Genomic DNA, 17,353 nt, shown 5'->3' with positions numbered 1-17,353 from the left:
TTAATGAACCGCCTTAATTTGCACTACATCACAAATTTATCTGATGGATAACCTCTACTGGATACGGTTGGCGGAGGGGATGTCGGGGTATTTACTTTTGCTAAAGAATCCTGACACTTTGTATAGGCTTACGATCCTCTCTGTGACAGGCGAAATTGTAACTTACCGTGATAAAATTTTTACCGACAAAGGGTAATCAAAAGGTGAGGATGTTATCGATATAAAAAAAGGTAATCTTATTCTCGTTATTATTAGCAGTTTCTATGACTGCTCCTACCAGAAACTACGATTATCAACAAGGGTTTCGCAAAGCTTAACATCAGTCACATGATAATCATGAAGGTTGTCCTGCGGACAGGAGTGGTAGGAAAGTGCCAGCAACAGAAATGGCACAATACAGTTTGCAATAAAACCGATTATAAAGAATAAGGTGATAGCGGCGAGAACCCATCCTTCAAAAGGATCGGGAAGTGCCTTGTATTGCAAATCATCGGTAAATAAAACACGAACCATAGCAATCACAACATACATGACCAGAGGTATAGCTCCTATAAGTGCACAAGTTTGATTATAAGAAATAACGTCTCCCATCCTCATTAAAGATAAAAAATCCGTCATAACCAATCCAAAGAATAAGAAATCCAAAAAGCCAAAACAAAAAATAATAAAAAAAATAATTATGATTTGGAGTCGTAATTTTCGCATGCCTGTTTGCCTGTACATAAATGAGAGTTAAAAAAAACTACGATTATCAACAAGGGTTTCGCAAAGCTTAACATCAGTCACATGATAATCATGAAGGTTGTCCTGTGGGCAGGAGTGATATGACGATACCAGAAATAAAAACAGGACAATAAAGTTTGCAATAAAGCCGATAGCAAAAAAGAGCGCGCCAGTGCCCAGCACCCAGACTTCAAAAGGATCAGGAAGGGCTTTGTATTGCAAATCATTGCTGAATAAAACCCGTACCATAGCAAAGGTTGTATACAACATTAACGGTATTCCACTTATCAGTAAGCACGTATGGTGATATGTGATTACATCACCCATTCTTATCAAAGATAAGAAATCGGTCATTACATTACCAAATATTAATGCATAAAGCATGCTAAGGAGGAAGGTAATTAATAAAAGGCACATTAACCGCTTAAATAATTTTTCCATAAGACCTCCTTAAAATGAGCGATTAAAAAAACTACGATTATCAACAAGGGTTTCGCAAAGTTTTATATCGATCACATGATAATCATGAAGGTTGTCCTGCGGGCAGTAGTGGTATGGTGATACCAGAAATAAAAACAGGACAATAAAGTTTGCAATAAAGCCGATAGCAAAAAGGAGCGCGCCAGTGCCCAGCACCCAGACTTCAAAAGGATCAGGAAGGGCTTTGTATTGCAAATCATTGCTGAATAAAACCCGTACCATAGCAAAGGTTGTATACAACATTAACGGTATTCCACTTATCAGTAAGCACGTATGGTGATAAGTGATTACGTCACCCATTCTTATCAATGATAAAAAATCGGTCATAACAAAACCAAATATTTGTAAATCAAGAATGCCAAGGAGAAATATAATCAGCAAAAAATACATTAGCCGCATAAATAATTTCTTCATAAGTCCTCCTTAAAATGAGTCAAAGTAGGGAGAGTCGAATCCATAATCGTAATTTTTATGATGATGTATATAATCACGAAGCTTTTCTTTTAACGCATTTGATAGCCCCAATTTGTCATCAATTATGTTAAGTCCAATGTTGAGACCTATTCCTATGGCAACTATGAATCCAATTGCAACAATTATTGGTGCACTAATTAAAGTCAAAACTCCCGCGACCACCCCAATCACAACCCCCGACACTACCGCTTTAGCCATGTCCATTGAAATATCGACCAGAAAATCCACCATCTGATAATCTGATTTAAAAATCAATTCGATGGCTCGCCAGGCCAGAGAAAAATAGAGGCAATATCTGACGCCACTCCTGATACTATTGTAAAGCCCACGTTTACCGATGGCCATTTCCAGTATTTGCGGATGCCTGGCACCGTAGCGGGTCCCGTTAAGAATACGGCGTAACGCAGGGTATCCCGTAATTTTTATATAGGCTTTGCCGCCCACGTTGTACTCGATCGCTTTTATTTTTAATACAGTAAAGTTAAAAACCAATTCGTTAGCCGGGTTGTAATATGTTGTGAGCTTAGACAGACTGCGAAAGGCATCCAGTCCATCTTTCATATTCCCCGGCGCTGCGCGGTACGAAAAAAACTGATCAATTCCTCCCATTAAGTCATCCACGACTTGCTGTGCTTCTTCTATCGTCAACAGGAGGATATGGTGGTGTTGTGTGATGAATGATCCATCCATAAAAGCCATATCGCGCTGCACAGGGTTCATTGAACTCCAATGGATGTCTGCTGAGCCGCGCAGCGGATCGCCATCGGGATGACGTGAAGTGTTCTCGTACAACGAAGAAGAGGGACGATGACGCATGCTATTTCCTTATATATGTTATTCAGACTCAGAAGAGTCGGTCGCTCCAAAAGCTAAATGCGCTGGTGCTCGCCATACAGTGTTCCCAACTGATGGATTCATACGTAAAACAAACACGTTCCTGTGCTTCGTTTCCATTTTCAATAATATTATGCGGCACAATTATTTTGATGTTAGAAATATGAGCTTTGAATAATTTAATTTTATAGTAGATCTCCTGTTGACCTCCTGGATTAACGCGATACAGGTCGAGTTCACACTCAAGCGTTTCGTTATCGTTGATGGCTTTGCTGAGTAACGGCGACGAACGGTCAACGGGCTTAATTATTTGCAATTCATGATGACAAACATTTTGTTGCCGTGATGTTTAATGTTCAAGTGCGTAAATCATTATCTGATCAATATGACGGGTTTGAGATTTATTACCTATTGAACTCCGGGAGCCGCACTGCGCTGATATATCTCCCTGAATCTCTCCTGTCAGCGTGAGCCAGGATAAATGGGACATATTATTTCCTTTTAATTTATTAGTGGTGATAATATATTAAAATACAATAAATTTAGTGTGCGCTTGTATTATTGTCATTTCAACTGGTTTTGTTTTTATATGGACTTGAAACCAGAGAGATTCTTCATATCCGCGTTATATCATTTCTTCCCTGATTCTGTGATTAGAGCCAGGTAAAATATAAAAATGGTTTAAAATAAGTGTATGACTGTGAACTGAACAGTCGGGTGCGGTACGCGAGAGTGGCACCGATCACACTTTTACGCTCATCCCCACTACTCCTCCCCGCCTAATCAAGAGTGGGATGAGGAAGGTCAACATTGAGCCTGGCAAACTAGCGATAACGTTGTTTTTTACCAAAGGACCCGGAATTCCTATGTCACAGCCAACCTTCAATCAAGAGCAATTTCAGGCAGCCCTGACACGTCAGTGGCAGCGTTTCGGTTTACTGTCAGCTCACGAGATGACGTCCCGTCAATGGTGGCACGCCGTCAGCGGCGCGCTGGCGGAACTTCTCAGTGCCCAACCTGTGGCGAAACCGGCGAAAAATCAGCGCCATGTGAACTACATCTCGATGGAGTTCCTGATTGGTCGTCTGACGGGGAATAATCTGCTTAACCTGGGCTGGTATCAGGCGGTGAGCGATGCGCTGAAAGCGTACGACGTCCAGCTGACCGATTTGCTGGAAGAAGAGATCGACCCGGCGCTGGGCAACGGAGGATTAGGGCGTCTTGCCGCCTGCTTCCTGGACTCAATGGCGACCGTGGGTCAATCTGCCACCGGTTATGGTCTGAACTATCAGTACGGCCTGTTCCGTCAATCCTTTGCCGACGGCCAGCAAATGGAAGCGCCGGATGACTGGCATCGCGGCAGCTATCCGTGGTTCCGTCATAACGAGCAGCTTGATGTGCAGGTGGGTATTGGCGGTAAGGTGACAAAAGGCGGTCACTGGGAACCCGGCTTTGTGATTACCGGGCAGGCGTGGGATCTGCCGGTGCTGGGCTACCGTAACGGCGTGGCGCAACCGCTGCGTCTGTGGCAGGCCACTCACGCTCATCCGTTTAACCTGACCAAATTTAATGACGGTGATTTTCTGCGTGCGGAACAGCAGGGGATTGACGCCGATAAACTGACCAAAGTGCTTTACCCGAACGATAACCACACGGCGGGTAAGAAGCTGCGTCTGATGCAGCAATACTTCCAGTGCGCCTGTTCAGTGGCAGACATTCTGCGTCGTCATCATCTGGCTGGCCGCAAACTGCATGAGCTGGCGGATTACGAAGTCATTCAACTGAACGATACCCATCCGACAATTGCGATTCCGGAACTGCTGCGCGTGCTGCTTGACGAGCATCAGATGAGCTGGGACGACGCCTGGGCGATCACCAGCAAGACCTTCGCTTATACCAACCATACCCTGATGCCAGAAGCGCTGGAGTGCTGGGATGAGAAGCTGGTGAAAGCGCTGCTGCCGCGTCATATGCAGATCATCAAAGAGATTAACGATCGCTTTAAGACGCTGGTCGATAAAACCTGGCCTGGCGACAAGCAGGTTTGGGCAAAGCTGGCGGTGGTTCACGACAAACAGGTGCGCATGGCGAACATGTGCGTCGTCAGCGGCTTTGCGGTCAACGGCGTTGCCGCGCTGCACTCCGATCTGGTGGTGAAAGATCTGTTCCCGGAATATCACCAACTGTGGCCGAACAAGTTCCATAACGTGACCAACGGCATCACGCCGCGTCGCTGGATCAAACAGTGCAACCCGGAACTGGCTGCGCTGTTTGATAAAACGCTGAAAAAAGAGTGGGCGAACGATCTCGATCAGTTGATCAATCTTGAGAAGTACGCTGATGATGCTAAATTCCGCAAGACCTGGCGTGATATCAAGCAGGCCAATAAGGTACGTCTGGCTGAGTTTGTGAAAGTTCGTACCGGGATTGAGATTAACCCGCAGGCGATTTTCGATATTCAGATTAAGCGTCTGCACGAATACAAACGTCAGCACCTGAACCTGCTGCATATCCTGGCGTTGTATAAAGAGATTCGCGAAAACCCGCAGGCCGATCGCGTACCGCGCGTGTTCCTGTTTGGCGCGAAGTCGGCTCCGGGTTACTACCTGGCGAAAAACATCATCTTTGCCATTAACAAGGTGGCGGAAACCATTAATAACGACCCGAACGTCGGCGACAAACTGAAAGTGGTGTTCCTGCCGGATTACTGCGTGTCAGCAGCAGAAATGCTGATTCCGGCGGCGGATATCTCCGAGCAGATCTCCACAGCGGGGAAAGAAGCTTCCGGCACCGGCAACATGAAGCTGGCGCTAAACGGCGCACTGACGGTCGGCACCCTGGACGGCGCGAACGTAGAAATCGCCGAGAAAGTGGGTGATGAGAATATCTTTATCTTTGGGCATACCGTGGAACAGGTGAAGGCGCTGAAAGTCAAAGGCTACGATCCGCTGAAATGGCGCAAAAAGGATAAAGTGCTCGATGCCGTGCTGAAAGAGCTGGAGAGCGGTAAGTTCAGCGCCGGCGATAAGCATGCCTTTGATCAGATGCTGCACAGCATAGGCAAACAGGGGGGCGATCCGTATCTGGTGATGGCGGACTTTGCGGCCTACGTTGAGGCGCAGAAACAGGTGGATGTGTTGTATCGTGACCAGGAGGCCTGGACGCGTGCGGCGATCCTGAACTCCGCACGCTGCGGTATGTTCAGCTCGGATCGCTCCATTCGCGATTATCAGACCCGAATCTGGCAGGCGAAACGCTAAGGAAGCGCGATGGATAGCAAACGTCTGGATAATGCCGCGCTGGCGGCGGGGATCAGTCCCAATTATATCAATGCCCACGGCAAGCCGCAGTCAATTGGTGCCGAAACCAAGCGACGTTTGTTGGATGCTATGCACCGTACCGCTGCCGCCGCAAAGGTAGCGGTGACGGCGGTGCCGAATGTGATGGTCTACACCGCAGGCAAAAAGATGTCGCTAGCGGTAGAGGGACACGGTGAATTCAACTGGCTGTTGACCACCGAAGAGGGTGTGCAGTTTAAGGGGCACGCCACCGGCGGGAAATCCTTTACTCTGCCGACAAAGCTGCCGCTGGGTTATCACACGTTGACCCTGACGCAGGATGAACAGCGACACCATTGCCGCATCATCGTGGCGCCAAAACGCTGCTACGAGCCGCAGGCGCTGCTGACCGGGCAGAAACTCTGGGGTGCCTGCGTACAGCTCTATACGCTGCGTTCAGAGCACAACTGGGGAATCGGTGATTTCGGCGATCTGAAGTCAATGCTGGTGGATGTAGCAAAACGCGGGGGGGCGTTTATCGGCCTCAATCCGATCCACGCGCTCTATCCGGCAAACCCGGAGAGCGCCAGCCCGTACAGCCCGTCTTCACGTCGCTGGCTGAACGTCATTTACATTGATGTGAACGCTGTCGATGATTTTCGCCTGAGTCAAGAAGCGCAGGCCTGGTGGCAGATGCCCGATACGCAGAAAATACTGCAACAGGCGCGGGATGCCCAATGGGTGGATTACTCGGCAGTCACCACGCTGAAGATGACCGCGCTGCGCATGGCATGGAAAGGGTTTGCCACGCGCGACGATGAACAGATGGCGGCATTCCGGGCGTTCGTGGCTCAGGAAGGCGACAGCCTGTACTGGCAGGCGGCGTTTGATGCGCTGCATGCCTGGCAGGTGAAAGAGGATGAACTGCGCTGGGGCTGGCCGGCCTGGCCGGAAGCGTATCAGTCTGTTGATTCGCCGGAGGTGGAAAAATTCTGTCACGAACATCGTGATGAAGTGGATTTTTATCTCTGGTTACAGTGGCTGGCGTACATCCAGTTTGCCGCCTGCTGGGAAACCAGTCAGGGCTTTAAGATGCCAATTGGGCTGTATCGCGATCTGGCGGTGGGCGTGGCGGAAGGTGGGGCGGAAACCTGGTGCGATCGCGAGCTGTATTGCCTGAAAGCCTCTGTTGGCGCGCCGCCGGATATCCTCGGTCCGCTTGGACAGAACTGGGGCCTGCCGCCGATGGATCCGCATATCATTACGGCGCGTGCCTACGAGCCGTTTATCGAACTCCTGCGGGCGAATATGCAAAACTGCGGCGCGCTGCGCATCGATCATGTCATGTCGATGCTGCGGTTGTGGTGGATCCCCTACGGTGAAACCGCCGACCACGGCGCCTATGTTCACTATCCGGTCGACGACCTGTTGTCGATTCTGGCGCTGGAAAGTCAGCGTCACCATTGCATGGTGATTGGTGAAGACCTGGGTACCGTTCCGGTGGAGATTGTTGGCAAACTGCGAACCAGCGGCGTGTACTCTTACAAAGTGCTCTATTTCGAGAACGACCATGAGAAGAACTACCGTGCGCCAAAAGCGTATCCGGAACAATCAATGGCTGTCGCGACGACGCATGATCTTCCTACGCTCAAAGGTTATTGGGACAGCGGTGATTTGACGCTGGGCAAAGCGCTGGGACTGTATCCTGATGAAGTGGTGCTGCGCGGACTGTATCAGGACCGTGAGCGGGCGAAACAAGGGCTATTAGATGCGCTGCACAAGTACGGTTGCCTGCCAAAACGTGCCGGGCGTAAGGCTTCGCTGATGGCGATGACGCCGATGCTCAATCGGGGGATGCAGCGTTATATCGCCGACAGTAACAGTGCGTTATTAGGGTTGCAGCCGGAAGACTGGCTGGATATGGCGGAACCGGTCAACATTCCGGGGACCAGTTCAGAGTACAAAAACTGGCGTCGTAAGCTCTCCGTGACTCTTGAAGCGATGTTTGCCGATGAACGGGTGAACAAGCTGATTAAGGATCTGGATAAACGGCGAAAAGCGGCAGCGAAGAAGACGTGAAAAAAAGAACCCGCCAACTGGCGGGTTCTTTTTAGCGTTAAACCACCGTTCCCAGCAGCAGACAGCCAATCAGTCCGCAGACAGAGATAATGGTTTCCAGCATCGACCAGGACTTGATAGTCTCGCCGATGGTCAGGTTAAAGTACTCTTTGAACAGCCAGAAGCCAGGGTCGTTTACGTGAGAGAAGATAACGCTACCGGAACCGACAGCGATAACCATCAGCTCAGGGCTGACGCCGGTGGTTGCGATCAGCGGTGCGACAATTCCACCCGCCGTAATTGCGGCAACGGTAGCAGAACCCAGCGCGATACGCAGAACGGCGGCGATAGACCATGCCATCAGCAGCGGAGAGATATTGGTTTCGTGCATCATGGACGCAATGTATTTGTCCACGCCGCTGTCGACCAGCACCTGCTTGAACGCACCGCCACCGCCGATGATCAACAGCATCATCGCGATAATTTTGATGGAAGAGGTCAGCGTATCGTTAATCTGATCCATGGAACGGCCACGGTTCAGACCGAAGGTGAACAGGGCGATCAGGACTGCAATCAGGGTTGCCATCACCGGGTCACCAAAGAACTCGGCAACAGGCAGGAACGCATGGCCTTTCGGCAGGATCATCTCTGCAATAGCGCGCATTGCCATCAGTACTACCGGAACCAGTGAGGTCCAGACGCTGACGCCAAAGCTCGGCATCTCTTCTTCCGTGAAGGTTTTCGCGCTGTACAGACCTTCCGGGATCGGCTTATCGATGCCTTTCAGGCAGCGAGCGAAGACCGGACCCGCCAGAATGACGGTCGGGATTGCCAGGATCGTACCAAACAGCAGGGTTTTACCCATGTCGGCATGGAAAATGGTCGCGATAGCGGTCGGGCCTGGGTGCGGGGGCAGGAAGCCGTGCGTGACGGAGAGCGCCGCAGCCATCGGAACACCGACATACAGCAGCGGGATGTTAGCCGCGGCGGCAATAGTGAACACCAGCGGCAGCATCAGCACAAAGCCCACTTCATAGAACAGTGCAAAACCGACGGTGAAACCGGTTAATACCACGGCCCACTGAATGTGTTTCTTACCAAATTTCGCAATCAGCGTGGTGGCGATACGTTGCGCACCCCCGCAGTCTGCCAGCATTTTGCCGAGCATGGCGCCAAAGCCCATAATCAGGGCAAGACTTCCCAGGGTGCCGCCGACACCCGCTTTGATGGAGCCAATGACTTTATCGAGCGGCATTCCTTGCATCAATCCAACCGCAAGCGCCACCAGGACGAGAGCGATGAAACCGTTCATTTTGAAGCGGATCATCAGGAGTAATAACAAAATTACACCGATAGCAACGATGACTAATGGCATGATTTACCTGGCCTTTCAATTTGTTATGGGTAACGTCAATGTTTTGACGACAAACTACGTTTGTCCCAACCGGGAACAGAGACGTAACGGCACCTCGACGGATTACCCTTAAAACTATCTAGTTTAGTCGGATGTGATGTGTGTGTTTGGTGCTCATATGAATGATACGGGTAACATAGGGTGATTGAGAATCACCCCGGCAGGCAAAATTTAAATTATGCGAGGCAGGTCAAATTATCGAAGAGGATATTGCAAAAGACGCAAAGAGGGGCGCTATGCCCGATAAGCGTTAGCGCCATCGGGCAATACGCGAGCAGCGAACTTAGTAGTAGGAGTGTTCGCCACGCTGGTGTTCGGTCAGGTCGCGAACGCCTTTCAGTTCCGGGAACTCGTTCAGCAGCTGCTTCTCGATCCCTTCTTTCAGGGTCACATCGACCATGGAACAGCCGTTACAGCCGCCACCAAACTGCAGAATGGCGTAGCCTTCGTCGGTGATCTCCATCAGAGAGACACGACCACCGTGACCGGCAAGCTGCGGGTTGATTTGCGACTGGAGCATATACTCCACGCGTTCCATCAGCGGCGCATCGTCAGCCACTTTACGCATTTTCGCGTTCGGCGCTTTTAGCGTCAGTTGGGAACCCAGTTGATCGGTCACGAAATCGATCTCAGCGTCTTCCAGATAGGGCGCGCTCAGCTCATCAACATAAGCGGTCAGCAGGTCAAATTTCAGGGCGGTGTCGGTTGCTTCCACGGCGTCCGGCGGACAATAAGAAACGCCACATTCAGCGTTAGGCGTACCGGGATTAATCACAAATACACGGATTTGTGTCCCTTCTTCCTGATTTGCCAGCAGTTTGGCAAAGTGCGCTTGTGCAGCATCGGAAATACGGATCATAGTAATGGCCTAATAGTTGACTATTTTAGTTGGTTATAATACGCCCATCATCGAGGCTCTACAAGGTTCGACACAGGCACCATACCTGGACAGTCGCCGCGCCGTTGCGTAAAAGCAGCTGTGCGATCTCCGCGACGGTACTCCCGGTCGTGATGACATCATCCACAACAACCATATGGAGTCCCTTCACCGGCAATTCAAGGCGAAAGGCATTTTTCAGGTTGCGCTTGCGCAATCTGGCACTGAGATGGTGCTGAGTGGCGGTAGGGCGAATGCGCGTAACGCTTCGACTGTCCCAGGGACAACGCAGCCAGCGAGACAGCGACTGGCATAACAGATCGCTCTGATTAAACCCCCTGCGCCAGTGGCGGCGCTGCCAGAGAGGAACGCTAATCAGCCTGTCCGGCAGGGTCAGCCCGGTCTGACGACGCGCCTGCAATACCTCCAGCAGCAAAACGCGCGACAGCGCGGGGGCGATGTCGCTGCGCCGGGAAAACTTAAGTTGATGAATGAGCGTGCTGAGCGGCGGGGCATAATCGCTGACGGTAATCAGTCGCTGCCAGGGTGGCGCTTTTTGCAGGCAGCGCCCGCAGGCCATTGTGGGATGCGCGGAGGGGAGTCCACATCGCGGACAGAGCGAGACGTGCCGACGCGCAGCGCGTTCGCAGACAGAACAGATCCCCCAACGACTCAGCGCCAGCGGCATTCGGCATAGCCAGCATAATCCCGGTACTGTTAGCATAGATTCATCCTTGTTGGCGAAAAGAGAACAGTAACTGATGAATGACATCTGGTGGCAGACCCGTGGAGAGGGAAATTGTCATCTTGTGCTGCTGCACGGATGGGGACTTAACGCCGAAGTGTGGCATTGCATTAGCGAGGAACTGAGCTCGCATTTTACGCTGCATCTGGTCGATTTACCGGGCTTTGGCCGCAGCCAGGGTTTTGGGGCCATGACGCTTGAGGAAATGGCGGAGCGCGTCCTGGAACTGGCGCCAGAGAGCGCTATCTGGCTCGGCTGGAGTCTTGGCGGGTTAGTGGCGAGCCAGGTGGCAATAACTCATCCCGAGCGCGTTCAGGCGCTGGTGACGGTGGCGTCATCGCCCTGTTTCAGCGCACGTGAAAATTGGCCGGGGATTAAGCCGGAAGTCCTGGCGGGGTTCCAGCAGCAACTGAGTGAAGACTTCCAGCGGACGGTAGAGCGCTTTCTGGCATTGCAAACGATGGGAACGGAAACGGCGCGTCAGGATGCACGCGCATTGAAAAAGACCGTGCTGGCGCTGCCGATGCCGCCGGTAGATGTGCTTAACGGAGGGCTGGAGATCCTGAAAACGGTTGATCTGCGCGAGTCACTGACATCGTTAACGGTACCGTTCCTGCGTTTGTACGGCTATCTTGACGGGTTGGTTCCCCGCAAGGTGGTGCCACTGCTTGATGCACTATGGCCAGCGAGCGAATCGCTGATCTTTGCCAGGGCAGCGCATGCCCCGTTTATTTCGCATCCTGATGAATTCTGTCAGACGCTGGTGGCGCTAAAGCAAAGACTGTAACGCGAAGAAAAATGCCCGGAAAGTGTCTTACTTACCGGGTCGGAGATTAATGGTTCCGCGCGATGCAGCATAATCTCGTCATCAGGAACGACGGTAACCACCAGTGGCAACGACGCACCATACAAACGCCGTGCTGCTTGCGGACTCTCCGTAATACCTTAACGCAGCGCCCACCATTCACGCAGGCAGGCTTTGCCTTCCGGGCAACTTTTGCAGCTTCCGGAGAGACAGCCGTCAGGTTCTTCCTGAATCCGCATAGCTTTACCCATCATTTCCAGTTGACTGAGCATGGCGTCGATCATCGGCTGCGGCGTTTGCAATGTATGGCTGATTTGCGCTGCCTCCATGCGCCCCCGCAAGGCCAATAAATCGCGAACCTGAATTAGCGAAGCCATCGTGACACCTTAGTGACAATCGCCGGTGGTTGTACTGGCGCAGCAATCGCTGGCTTTTTTCCGCGTGGCCAGCAGATTGACATCCACCCGGCTACGCGCCCGGCGCAGCAGTCCCAGCACCACAACGTTAAACAGGATCACGGCCAGGATACAAACCAGACTGTAGCGCGGATGCTCACTGTAGCTGGCGACCTGGTAGAACAGGGTTGACAGCGAGTAGGCGATGTTCAGCCCCCACAGAATGGAGAAGCCCATCCAGCCGCGGCTCGATTCACGGGCAATTGCCCCCATTACCGAGATGCAGGGAACATACAGCAGGACGAAAATCAGGTAGCTGTAGGCTGCCGCCGCGCTGCCAAATTTCGCATCCATGACGCCCATTGCGCCAGTCGCCATTTCTCCGTCGCCTTTGCTGGCTTCAATAGGGTTCGCCAGTACGCTCAGGCTGAAAGTATCTTTCAGGCTCTGCCAGGTTTCATCCAGCGCGCTCAGCAGCTCATCGCCAAGATTAAATTCAGCCGGATTAAATTCCTCATCCTGAATGTTTTCTGCGGTATAGAGCGTGTTGAGTGTACCGACCACCACTTCTTTCGCCATCGCACCCGTGAACAGCCCAACCGTTGCCTGCCAGTTGTCTTCATGAACACCAATCGGTTTAAAGATGGGAGTGATGACGCGACTGACGGAGGCCAGCGCCGAATCGTTGATATTATCGACAATCTTGCCGCTGAGTGAAAAGCTGTTAAACGCGCTCAGGAAGATGCTGACAATGACGATCACTTTACCGGCGCGCAGCACAAACCCTTTCAGGCGCTGCCAGGTCTGGATGATCAGACTCTTGATATGCGGGACGTGATAAACCGGAAGCTCCATAACAAACGGAGACGCTTCGCCACGCATGATCGTGTGTTTGAGCATCAGGCCGGTCAGAACCGCCATCACAATGCCCAGCACATACAGGGAGAACACCGCCAGTGCGCCGTTCTGCCCGAAGAAGGCCGCCGCAAACACGGCGAAAATCGCCAGTCGTGCCCCACAGGACATGAACGGTGCCATCATGATAGTCATCAGACGCTCACGTGGCGCATCCAGGGTGCGGGCCCCCATCACCGATGGCACGTTGCAGCCAAAGCCGACAATCAGCGGGACGAATGATTTGCCCGGCAGTCCCAGCGCCTGCATCAGACGGTCCATCACAAACGCTGCGCGCGCCATGTAACCGGAGTCTTCGAGGAACGAGAGGAACAGGTACATCATGCCGATCTGCGGAACCAGCGGCAGAACGGTGTTAATCCCACCGCCCAGCCCTTGGGCGAGGAAAATGGTCAGCCAGTCCGGGAAGTGAAGGGTATAACCGATCCACTGGATACCGTGAATAAAAATCGCCACAGAGCCAGCATCAAAAATCGGGGCCAGCGCGCCGCCAATGTTAATGGCAAGCAGGAACATCAGGTACATCACAAACAGGAAGATCGGCAGACCGAGAAAACGGTTGAGGATGATTTTATCCACCGCCGTTGTAAAGCGGCTGGGTTCTGCTGTTAAAGTATTGCTCACCACGTCGCAGATCGCCGCAATGCACTGGTAACGCGCATCGGCGATATGCAGTGCCGGGTCGTCCATCTCGTCGCTCAGATGCGCCAGCGAAATATCCAGTTGCGCAGCAGCGTCACCGGCGTATGCCCGGCTGTAGATATCCCCTTCCAGCATTTGCAGGCCGAGCCAGCGGCGCTGTTGTACCGGCATTTCTTTAGCCATGGCGTTTGCCAGTTTATCGGCCTCACGCAGCAGCGGCTGGGCGTAATGCACCAGTTCAACGTTTTCGTTCTTGCTGTGGCGGTCAATCGCCAGCTTCAGCGCTTCGATACCGCGTCCGCGGGTAGAAACCAGCGGGACGACCGGGCAGCCAAGGCGGGTTGAAAGGGCATCGATATCAATGCGGATTTTCTGTTTTTCCGCAATGTCGAGCATGTTGAGTGCAACAATGCAGGGAATGCCCAGCTCAAGCAGTTGCAGCGTCAGATAGAGGTTACGCTCAAGATTTGAGGCATCTACCACGTTAATTAACAGGTCGGCGTCGCCGCTCAGAATGTAGTGGCAGGCAATCTGCTCATCCAGAGAGGTTTGCGAAGAGATGGTAGTGAGCGAATACGTGCCGGGCAGATCGACCAGCGTGACCTGATGATCCGTGGTCGTGAATTGCCCCTCTTTACGTTCCACGGTGACCCCAGCCCAGTTGCCTACGCGTTGGCGCGCACCGGTCAGTTGGTTAAACAGGGTTGTCTTGCCGGAATTTGGATTACCAATTAAGCCAATGGTTAATTTTTTCATCATTATAGACTCACTGTATTAACAGGAAACCGCTTCCACTTCTAATAATGCCAGGTCTTTTTTACGCAATACCAGGCTAACGCGACGCGTTTCAATATGGACAGGATCGCCTAAGGGGGCGACGCGCACCACGTTAAATGAGGAACCCGGGAGCATGCCGAGGGAAAGCAGTTTCTGACGGTATGCAGGACTTATTTCTCGGGAAAAACCAGTGATTTTCCACGCAGTATCTGGAGCAAATTGCATAAGAACCTACTTGTTTCTCGCTAACTGGATGTTTACCTCATGGGGCAAAGGGGCGCGGCATGAGACCAGATGATTAGCCAACGAAGGAAAGAGTAAATAATCAACAATGCAATGATAATGAGAATGGTTTTTATCTTCAACCGATTAAATGTGACGGAATGTAGGTTTGAATAATAATCTGCGTCATTTTTGATATGGCTCAAAAATAATAACCAGCAGGTGAAATGATTTGAATTCTTAATAAATTAACGTTGTTAATGTTTAATTAAGGTTTCATCTGTTAATGGCGTGATAAATATAACGCGATGGAGAAGGTGGATGCGGTAAAGGGCCGGACAGGGCGGTTCCGCCGCCATCCGGCACTCGATCTAAACTTAACGTTTTTTACCCATTGCTGCCGCCAGCGCATCCATCATCGCGCTGTTACCGGCGGGCTGCGCTTCACGAGTACGTGGTTTTGCCGCTTTCGCTGCCGGACGATCATTGCCGCCGCCGCGACGGGCATTGGTTTCACCCGGCTGTTCGTCCAGACGCATCGTCAGGGCAATACGCTTACGTTGCAGGTCAACTTCCAGTACTTTCACCTTCACGATGTCGCCCGCTTTCACCACGGTGTGGGGATCGTCAACAAACTTGTTCGACAGCGATGAGATGTGAACCAGTCCATCCTGGTGAACGCCGATATCCACAAACGCACCAAAGTTGGTGACGTTGGTGACGGCACCCTCGAGAACCATCCCCGGCTGCAAATCGTTCATGGTTTCAACGCCATCGGCAAACTGCGCGGTTTTGAATTCCGGACGCGGATCGCGACCCGGTTTCTCCAGCTCTTTGATGATGTCACTGACGGTCGGGACACCGAACTTGTCGTCGATGAAATCGACGGCTTTCAGATTGCGCAGTTCGCTGCTGTTGCCCATCAGATCTTTCAGCGCCTGTTGGGTTGCCGCCAGAATACGTTCCACGACCGGATAGGCTTCCGGGTGAACGGTGGAAGCATCCAGCGGGTTATCACCGTGGTTAATACGCAGGAAGCCTGCGCACTGTTCGAAGGCTTTCGGTCCCAGTCGGCTGACTTTCAGCAGTTGCTGACGATTCTGGAACTGCCCGTTCTCGTCGCGCCAGGCCACGATATTCTGCGCCATCATTCGGGTCAGACCGGCTACACGGGTTAACAGCGGAACCGATGCCGTATTCAAATCAACGCCGACGGCGTTCACACAGTCTTCCACCACCGCGTCCAGCTTACGGGCTAACTGTGTCTGGCTGACGTCATGCTGATACTGACCGACGCCGATCGATTTCGGATCGATTTTCACCAGCTCAGCGAGCGGATCCTGCAGACGGCGCGCAATAGAGACCGCGCCGCGCAGCGAGACGTCGAGATCCGGGAACTCCTGGGCTGCCAGTTCTGACGCGGAATAGACTGACGCCCCGGCTTCGCTGACGATCACTTTCTGCGCCGTCACTTTCGGGAACTGTTTCTGTACATCGAGGAAGAAGCGTTCGGTTTCACGCGAGGCGGTGCCGTTACCAATCGCCACCAGTTCCACATTGTACTTCTCACACAGCGCAGCCACTACCATGGCGGCTTTCGCCGCCTGACCGGTGTGAGGATAGATGGTATCGGTGGCGACCAGCTTACCAGTGCCATCCACCACGGCGACTTTTACCCCGGTACGCAGACCCGGATCGAGGCCCATAGTGGCACGCAGACCCGCTGGTGCCGCCATCAACAGGTCGTGCAGGTTGCGGGCGAATACGTTGATTGCTTCGTCCTCCGCGCGCTCGCGGACAGTCCCCATCAGCTCGGTCTCGAGGTGCATAAGCACCTTGATACGCCACGTCCAGCTCACCACGCCTTTGCGCCAGCTGTCTGCCGGTGCGTTGTTCAGACGCAGGCCGAGGTGATCCATAATGATCTGCTCGCAGTAGCTCTCTTTCGGCGGCTCATCGAACTGCGGATCGGCATTCAGCGAAAGCTGCAACACGCCTTCATTACGGCCGCGGAACATTGCCAGCGCACGGTGAGAAGGCACGGAGGCGATCGGCTCGTGATGATCGAAATAGTCGCGGAATTTTGCGCCTTCCTCTTCTTTACCGCTGACTACGCTGGCAACCAGATGGGCATTTTTCCACAGATAGTCACGTACCTTCGCCAGCAGCGCGGCGTCTTCGGCAAAGCGTTCCATCAGGATATAGCGTGCGCCATCAAGCGCGGCTTTGCTGTCGGCAACCCCTTTCTCTGCATCGATATATTTTGCCGCTTCGGTGTCCGGATCGTGTGACGGGTCGTTCCACAACAGGTCGGCCAGCGGTTCCAGACCGGCTTCAATCGCTATCTGTCCACGGGTGCGGCGTTTGGGTTTATACGGGAGGTAAAGATCTTCGAGTTCGGTCTTACTTAACGTGCCGTTGATGGCAGTCGCCAGATCATCGGTCAGTTTGCCTTGCTCGGAAATGGACTTGAGAATGGCCTGACGGCGCTCTTCCAGTTCGCGCAAATAGCCCAGTCGGGTCTCCAGATTACGCAGTTGCGTATCATCCAGGCCGCCGGTGATTTCCTTACGGTAACGTGCGATAAACGGCACGGTGTTCCCTTCGTCAAGCAGGCGAACGGCAGCGGTGACCTGGTCGGCCCGGGCCTGAATTTCACCCGCAATAATGCGGCAGAAAGAATCATTCATCATGGATTGGCTTCATCTACTGAG

14 protein-coding genes and 1 pseudogene are annotated in these 17,353 nt (G+C 52.4%); 3 read left to right on the top strand and 12 right to left on the bottom strand.

Annotated elements, in window-relative coordinates:
* Window positions 1–273: 273 nt before the first annotated feature.
* The 5 genes and pseudogenes from OGW13_RS25595 to OGW13_RS25575 form a co-directional block, all read right to left on the bottom strand.
* Window positions 274–705, bottom strand: a complete 432-nt coding sequence (locus tag OGW13_RS25595; protein ID WP_042998438.1) for a DUF1240 domain-containing protein — start codon at window positions 703–705, stop codon at window positions 274–276.
* A gap of 27 nt (window positions 706–732) precedes the next feature.
* Window positions 733–1,164 (bottom strand): DUF1240 domain-containing protein, encoded by a 432-nt coding sequence (locus OGW13_RS25590; protein ID WP_263508294.1) that lies wholly within the window; start codon window positions 1,162–1,164, stop codon window positions 733–735.
* A gap of 9 nt (window positions 1,165–1,173) precedes the next feature.
* Entirely contained in the window at window positions 1,174–1,617 is a 444-nt protein-coding gene (locus tag OGW13_RS25585) for a DUF1240 domain-containing protein (RefSeq protein WP_287116630.1), read from the bottom strand.
* 9 nt (window positions 1,618–1,626) lie between these two features.
* The gene (locus OGW13_RS25580; protein ID WP_054176477.1) at window positions 1,627–2,493 is read right to left on the bottom strand and encodes a hypothetical protein; all 867 of its coding nucleotides are present in this window, start codon (window positions 2,491–2,493) and stop codon (window positions 1,627–1,629) included.
* Window positions 2,494–2,521: 28 nt separating this feature from the next.
* A pseudogene (locus OGW13_RS25575) lies at window positions 2,522–3,001 on the bottom strand (Hcp family type VI secretion system effector).
* 376 nt (window positions 3,002–3,377) lie between these two features.
* Between OGW13_RS25575 and malP the strand changes: the two are divergent.
* Both malP and malQ read left to right on the top strand, forming a co-directional pair.
* Entirely contained in the window at window positions 3,378–5,771 is a 2,394-nt protein-coding gene (malP, locus tag OGW13_RS25570) for a maltodextrin phosphorylase (protein ID WP_287116629.1), read from the top strand.
* 9 nt (window positions 5,772–5,780) lie between these two features.
* The gene (malQ, locus tag OGW13_RS25565) at window positions 5,781–7,868 is read left to right on the top strand and encodes a 4-alpha-glucanotransferase (RefSeq protein ID WP_042998434.1); all 2,088 of its coding nucleotides are present in this window, start codon (window positions 5,781–5,783) and stop codon (window positions 7,866–7,868) included.
* 37 nt (window positions 7,869–7,905) lie between these two features.
* On the opposite strand, the gene gntT is transcribed toward malQ, so the two are convergent.
* The 3 genes from gntT to gntX form a co-directional block, all read right to left on the bottom strand.
* Window positions 7,906–9,222, bottom strand: a complete 1,317-nt coding sequence (gene gntT / locus OGW13_RS25560) for a gluconate transporter (protein ID WP_042998433.1) — start codon at window positions 9,220–9,222, stop codon at window positions 7,906–7,908.
* A 322-nt stretch (window positions 9,223–9,544) separates the two neighbouring features.
* A complete protein-coding gene (gene nfuA, locus OGW13_RS25555; protein ID WP_042998432.1) occupies window positions 9,545–10,120 on the bottom strand; it encodes a Fe-S biogenesis protein NfuA in 576 nt (191 codons plus the stop codon).
* 58 nt (window positions 10,121–10,178) lie between these two features.
* Entirely contained in the window at window positions 10,179–10,862 is a 684-nt protein-coding gene (gene gntX / locus OGW13_RS25550) for a DNA utilization protein GntX (RefSeq protein WP_042998431.1), read from the bottom strand.
* Between the two features lie 37 nt (window positions 10,863–10,899).
* On the opposite strand from gntX, the gene bioH reads away from it, so the two are divergent.
* Window positions 10,900–11,670 carry a pimeloyl-ACP methyl ester esterase BioH gene (gene bioH / locus OGW13_RS25545; RefSeq protein ID WP_287116628.1) on the top strand — a complete coding sequence of 257 codons (771 nt, stop codon included), beginning with the start codon at window positions 10,900–10,902 and terminating at the stop codon, window positions 11,668–11,670.
* Between the two features lie 158 nt (window positions 11,671–11,828).
* On the opposite strand, the gene feoC is transcribed toward bioH, so the two are convergent.
* The 4 genes from feoC to OGW13_RS25525 form a co-directional block, all read right to left on the bottom strand.
* Window positions 11,829–12,065, bottom strand: a complete 237-nt coding sequence (gene feoC / locus OGW13_RS25540; protein WP_042998429.1) for a [Fe-S]-dependent transcriptional repressor FeoC — start codon at window positions 12,063–12,065, stop codon at window positions 11,829–11,831.
* Between the two features lie 9 nt (window positions 12,066–12,074).
* Window positions 12,075–14,396 (bottom strand): Fe(2+) transporter permease subunit FeoB, encoded by a 2,322-nt coding sequence (gene feoB / locus OGW13_RS25535; RefSeq protein ID WP_042998428.1) that lies wholly within the window; start codon window positions 14,394–14,396, stop codon window positions 12,075–12,077.
* Between the two features lie 18 nt (window positions 14,397–14,414).
* Window positions 14,415–14,642 carry a ferrous iron transporter A gene (feoA, locus tag OGW13_RS25530; protein ID WP_042998427.1) on the bottom strand — a complete coding sequence of 76 codons (228 nt, stop codon included), beginning with the start codon at window positions 14,640–14,642 and terminating at the stop codon, window positions 14,415–14,417.
* A 374-nt stretch (window positions 14,643–15,016) separates the two neighbouring features.
* On the bottom strand, window positions 15,017–17,332 hold the full coding sequence (locus OGW13_RS25525; protein WP_287116627.1) for a Tex family protein: 2,316 nt from the start codon (window positions 17,330–17,332) through the stop codon (window positions 15,017–15,019).
* Window positions 17,333–17,353 lie beyond the last annotated feature (21 nt).

The organism is Citrobacter sp. Ca225, from assembly GCF_030337175.1.
Classification (GTDB): Bacteria; Pseudomonadota; Gammaproteobacteria; order Enterobacterales; family Enterobacteriaceae; genus Citrobacter_A; species Citrobacter_A amalonaticus.
Note: the sequence above shows the minus strand (reverse complement) of the source record. Positions and strands in the feature narration are given on the sequence as shown.

Bases quoted from the DNA above. Each gene is read 5' to 3' on its own strand.
- feoB (WP_042998428.1), bottom strand. From the start codon at position 14,396: ATGAAAAAATTAACCATTGGCTTAATTGGTAATCCAAATTCCGGCAAG.
- gntX (WP_042998431.1), bottom strand. From the start codon at position 10,862: ATGCTAACAGTACCGGGATTATGCTGGCTATGCCGAATGCCGCTGGCG.
- OGW13_RS25590 (WP_263508294.1), bottom strand. From the start codon at position 1,164: ATGGAAAAATTATTTAAGCGGTTAATGTGCCTTTTATTAATTACCTTC.
- OGW13_RS25585 (WP_287116630.1), bottom strand. From the start codon at position 1,617: ATGAAGAAATTATTTATGCGGCTAATGTATTTTTTGCTGATTATATTT.
- feoC (WP_042998429.1), bottom strand. From the start codon at position 12,065: ATGGCTTCGCTAATTCAGGTTCGCGATTTATTGGCCTTGCGGGGGCGC.
- malQ (WP_042998434.1), top strand. From the start codon at position 5,781: ATGGATAGCAAACGTCTGGATAATGCCGCGCTGGCGGCGGGGATCAGT.
- OGW13_RS25580 (WP_054176477.1), bottom strand. From the start codon at position 2,493: ATGCGTCATCGTCCCTCTTCTTCGTTGTACGAGAACACTTCACGTCAT.
- bioH (WP_287116628.1), top strand. From the start codon at position 10,900: ATGAATGACATCTGGTGGCAGACCCGTGGAGAGGGAAATTGTCATCTT.
- gntT (WP_042998433.1), bottom strand. From the start codon at position 9,222: ATGCCATTAGTCATCGTTGCTATCGGTGTAATTTTGTTATTACTCCTG.
- malP (WP_287116629.1), top strand. From the start codon at position 3,378: ATGTCACAGCCAACCTTCAATCAAGAGCAATTTCAGGCAGCCCTGACA.
- feoA (WP_042998427.1), bottom strand. From the start codon at position 14,642: ATGCAATTTGCTCCAGATACTGCGTGGAAAATCACTGGTTTTTCCCGA.
- nfuA (WP_042998432.1), bottom strand. From the start codon at position 10,120: ATGATCCGTATTTCCGATGCTGCACAAGCGCACTTTGCCAAACTGCTG.
- OGW13_RS25595 (WP_042998438.1), bottom strand. From the start codon at position 705: ATGCGAAAATTACGACTCCAAATCATAATTATTTTTTTTATTATTTTT.
- OGW13_RS25525 (WP_287116627.1), bottom strand. From the start codon at position 17,332: ATGATGAATGATTCTTTCTGCCGCATTATTGCGGGTGAAATTCAGGCC.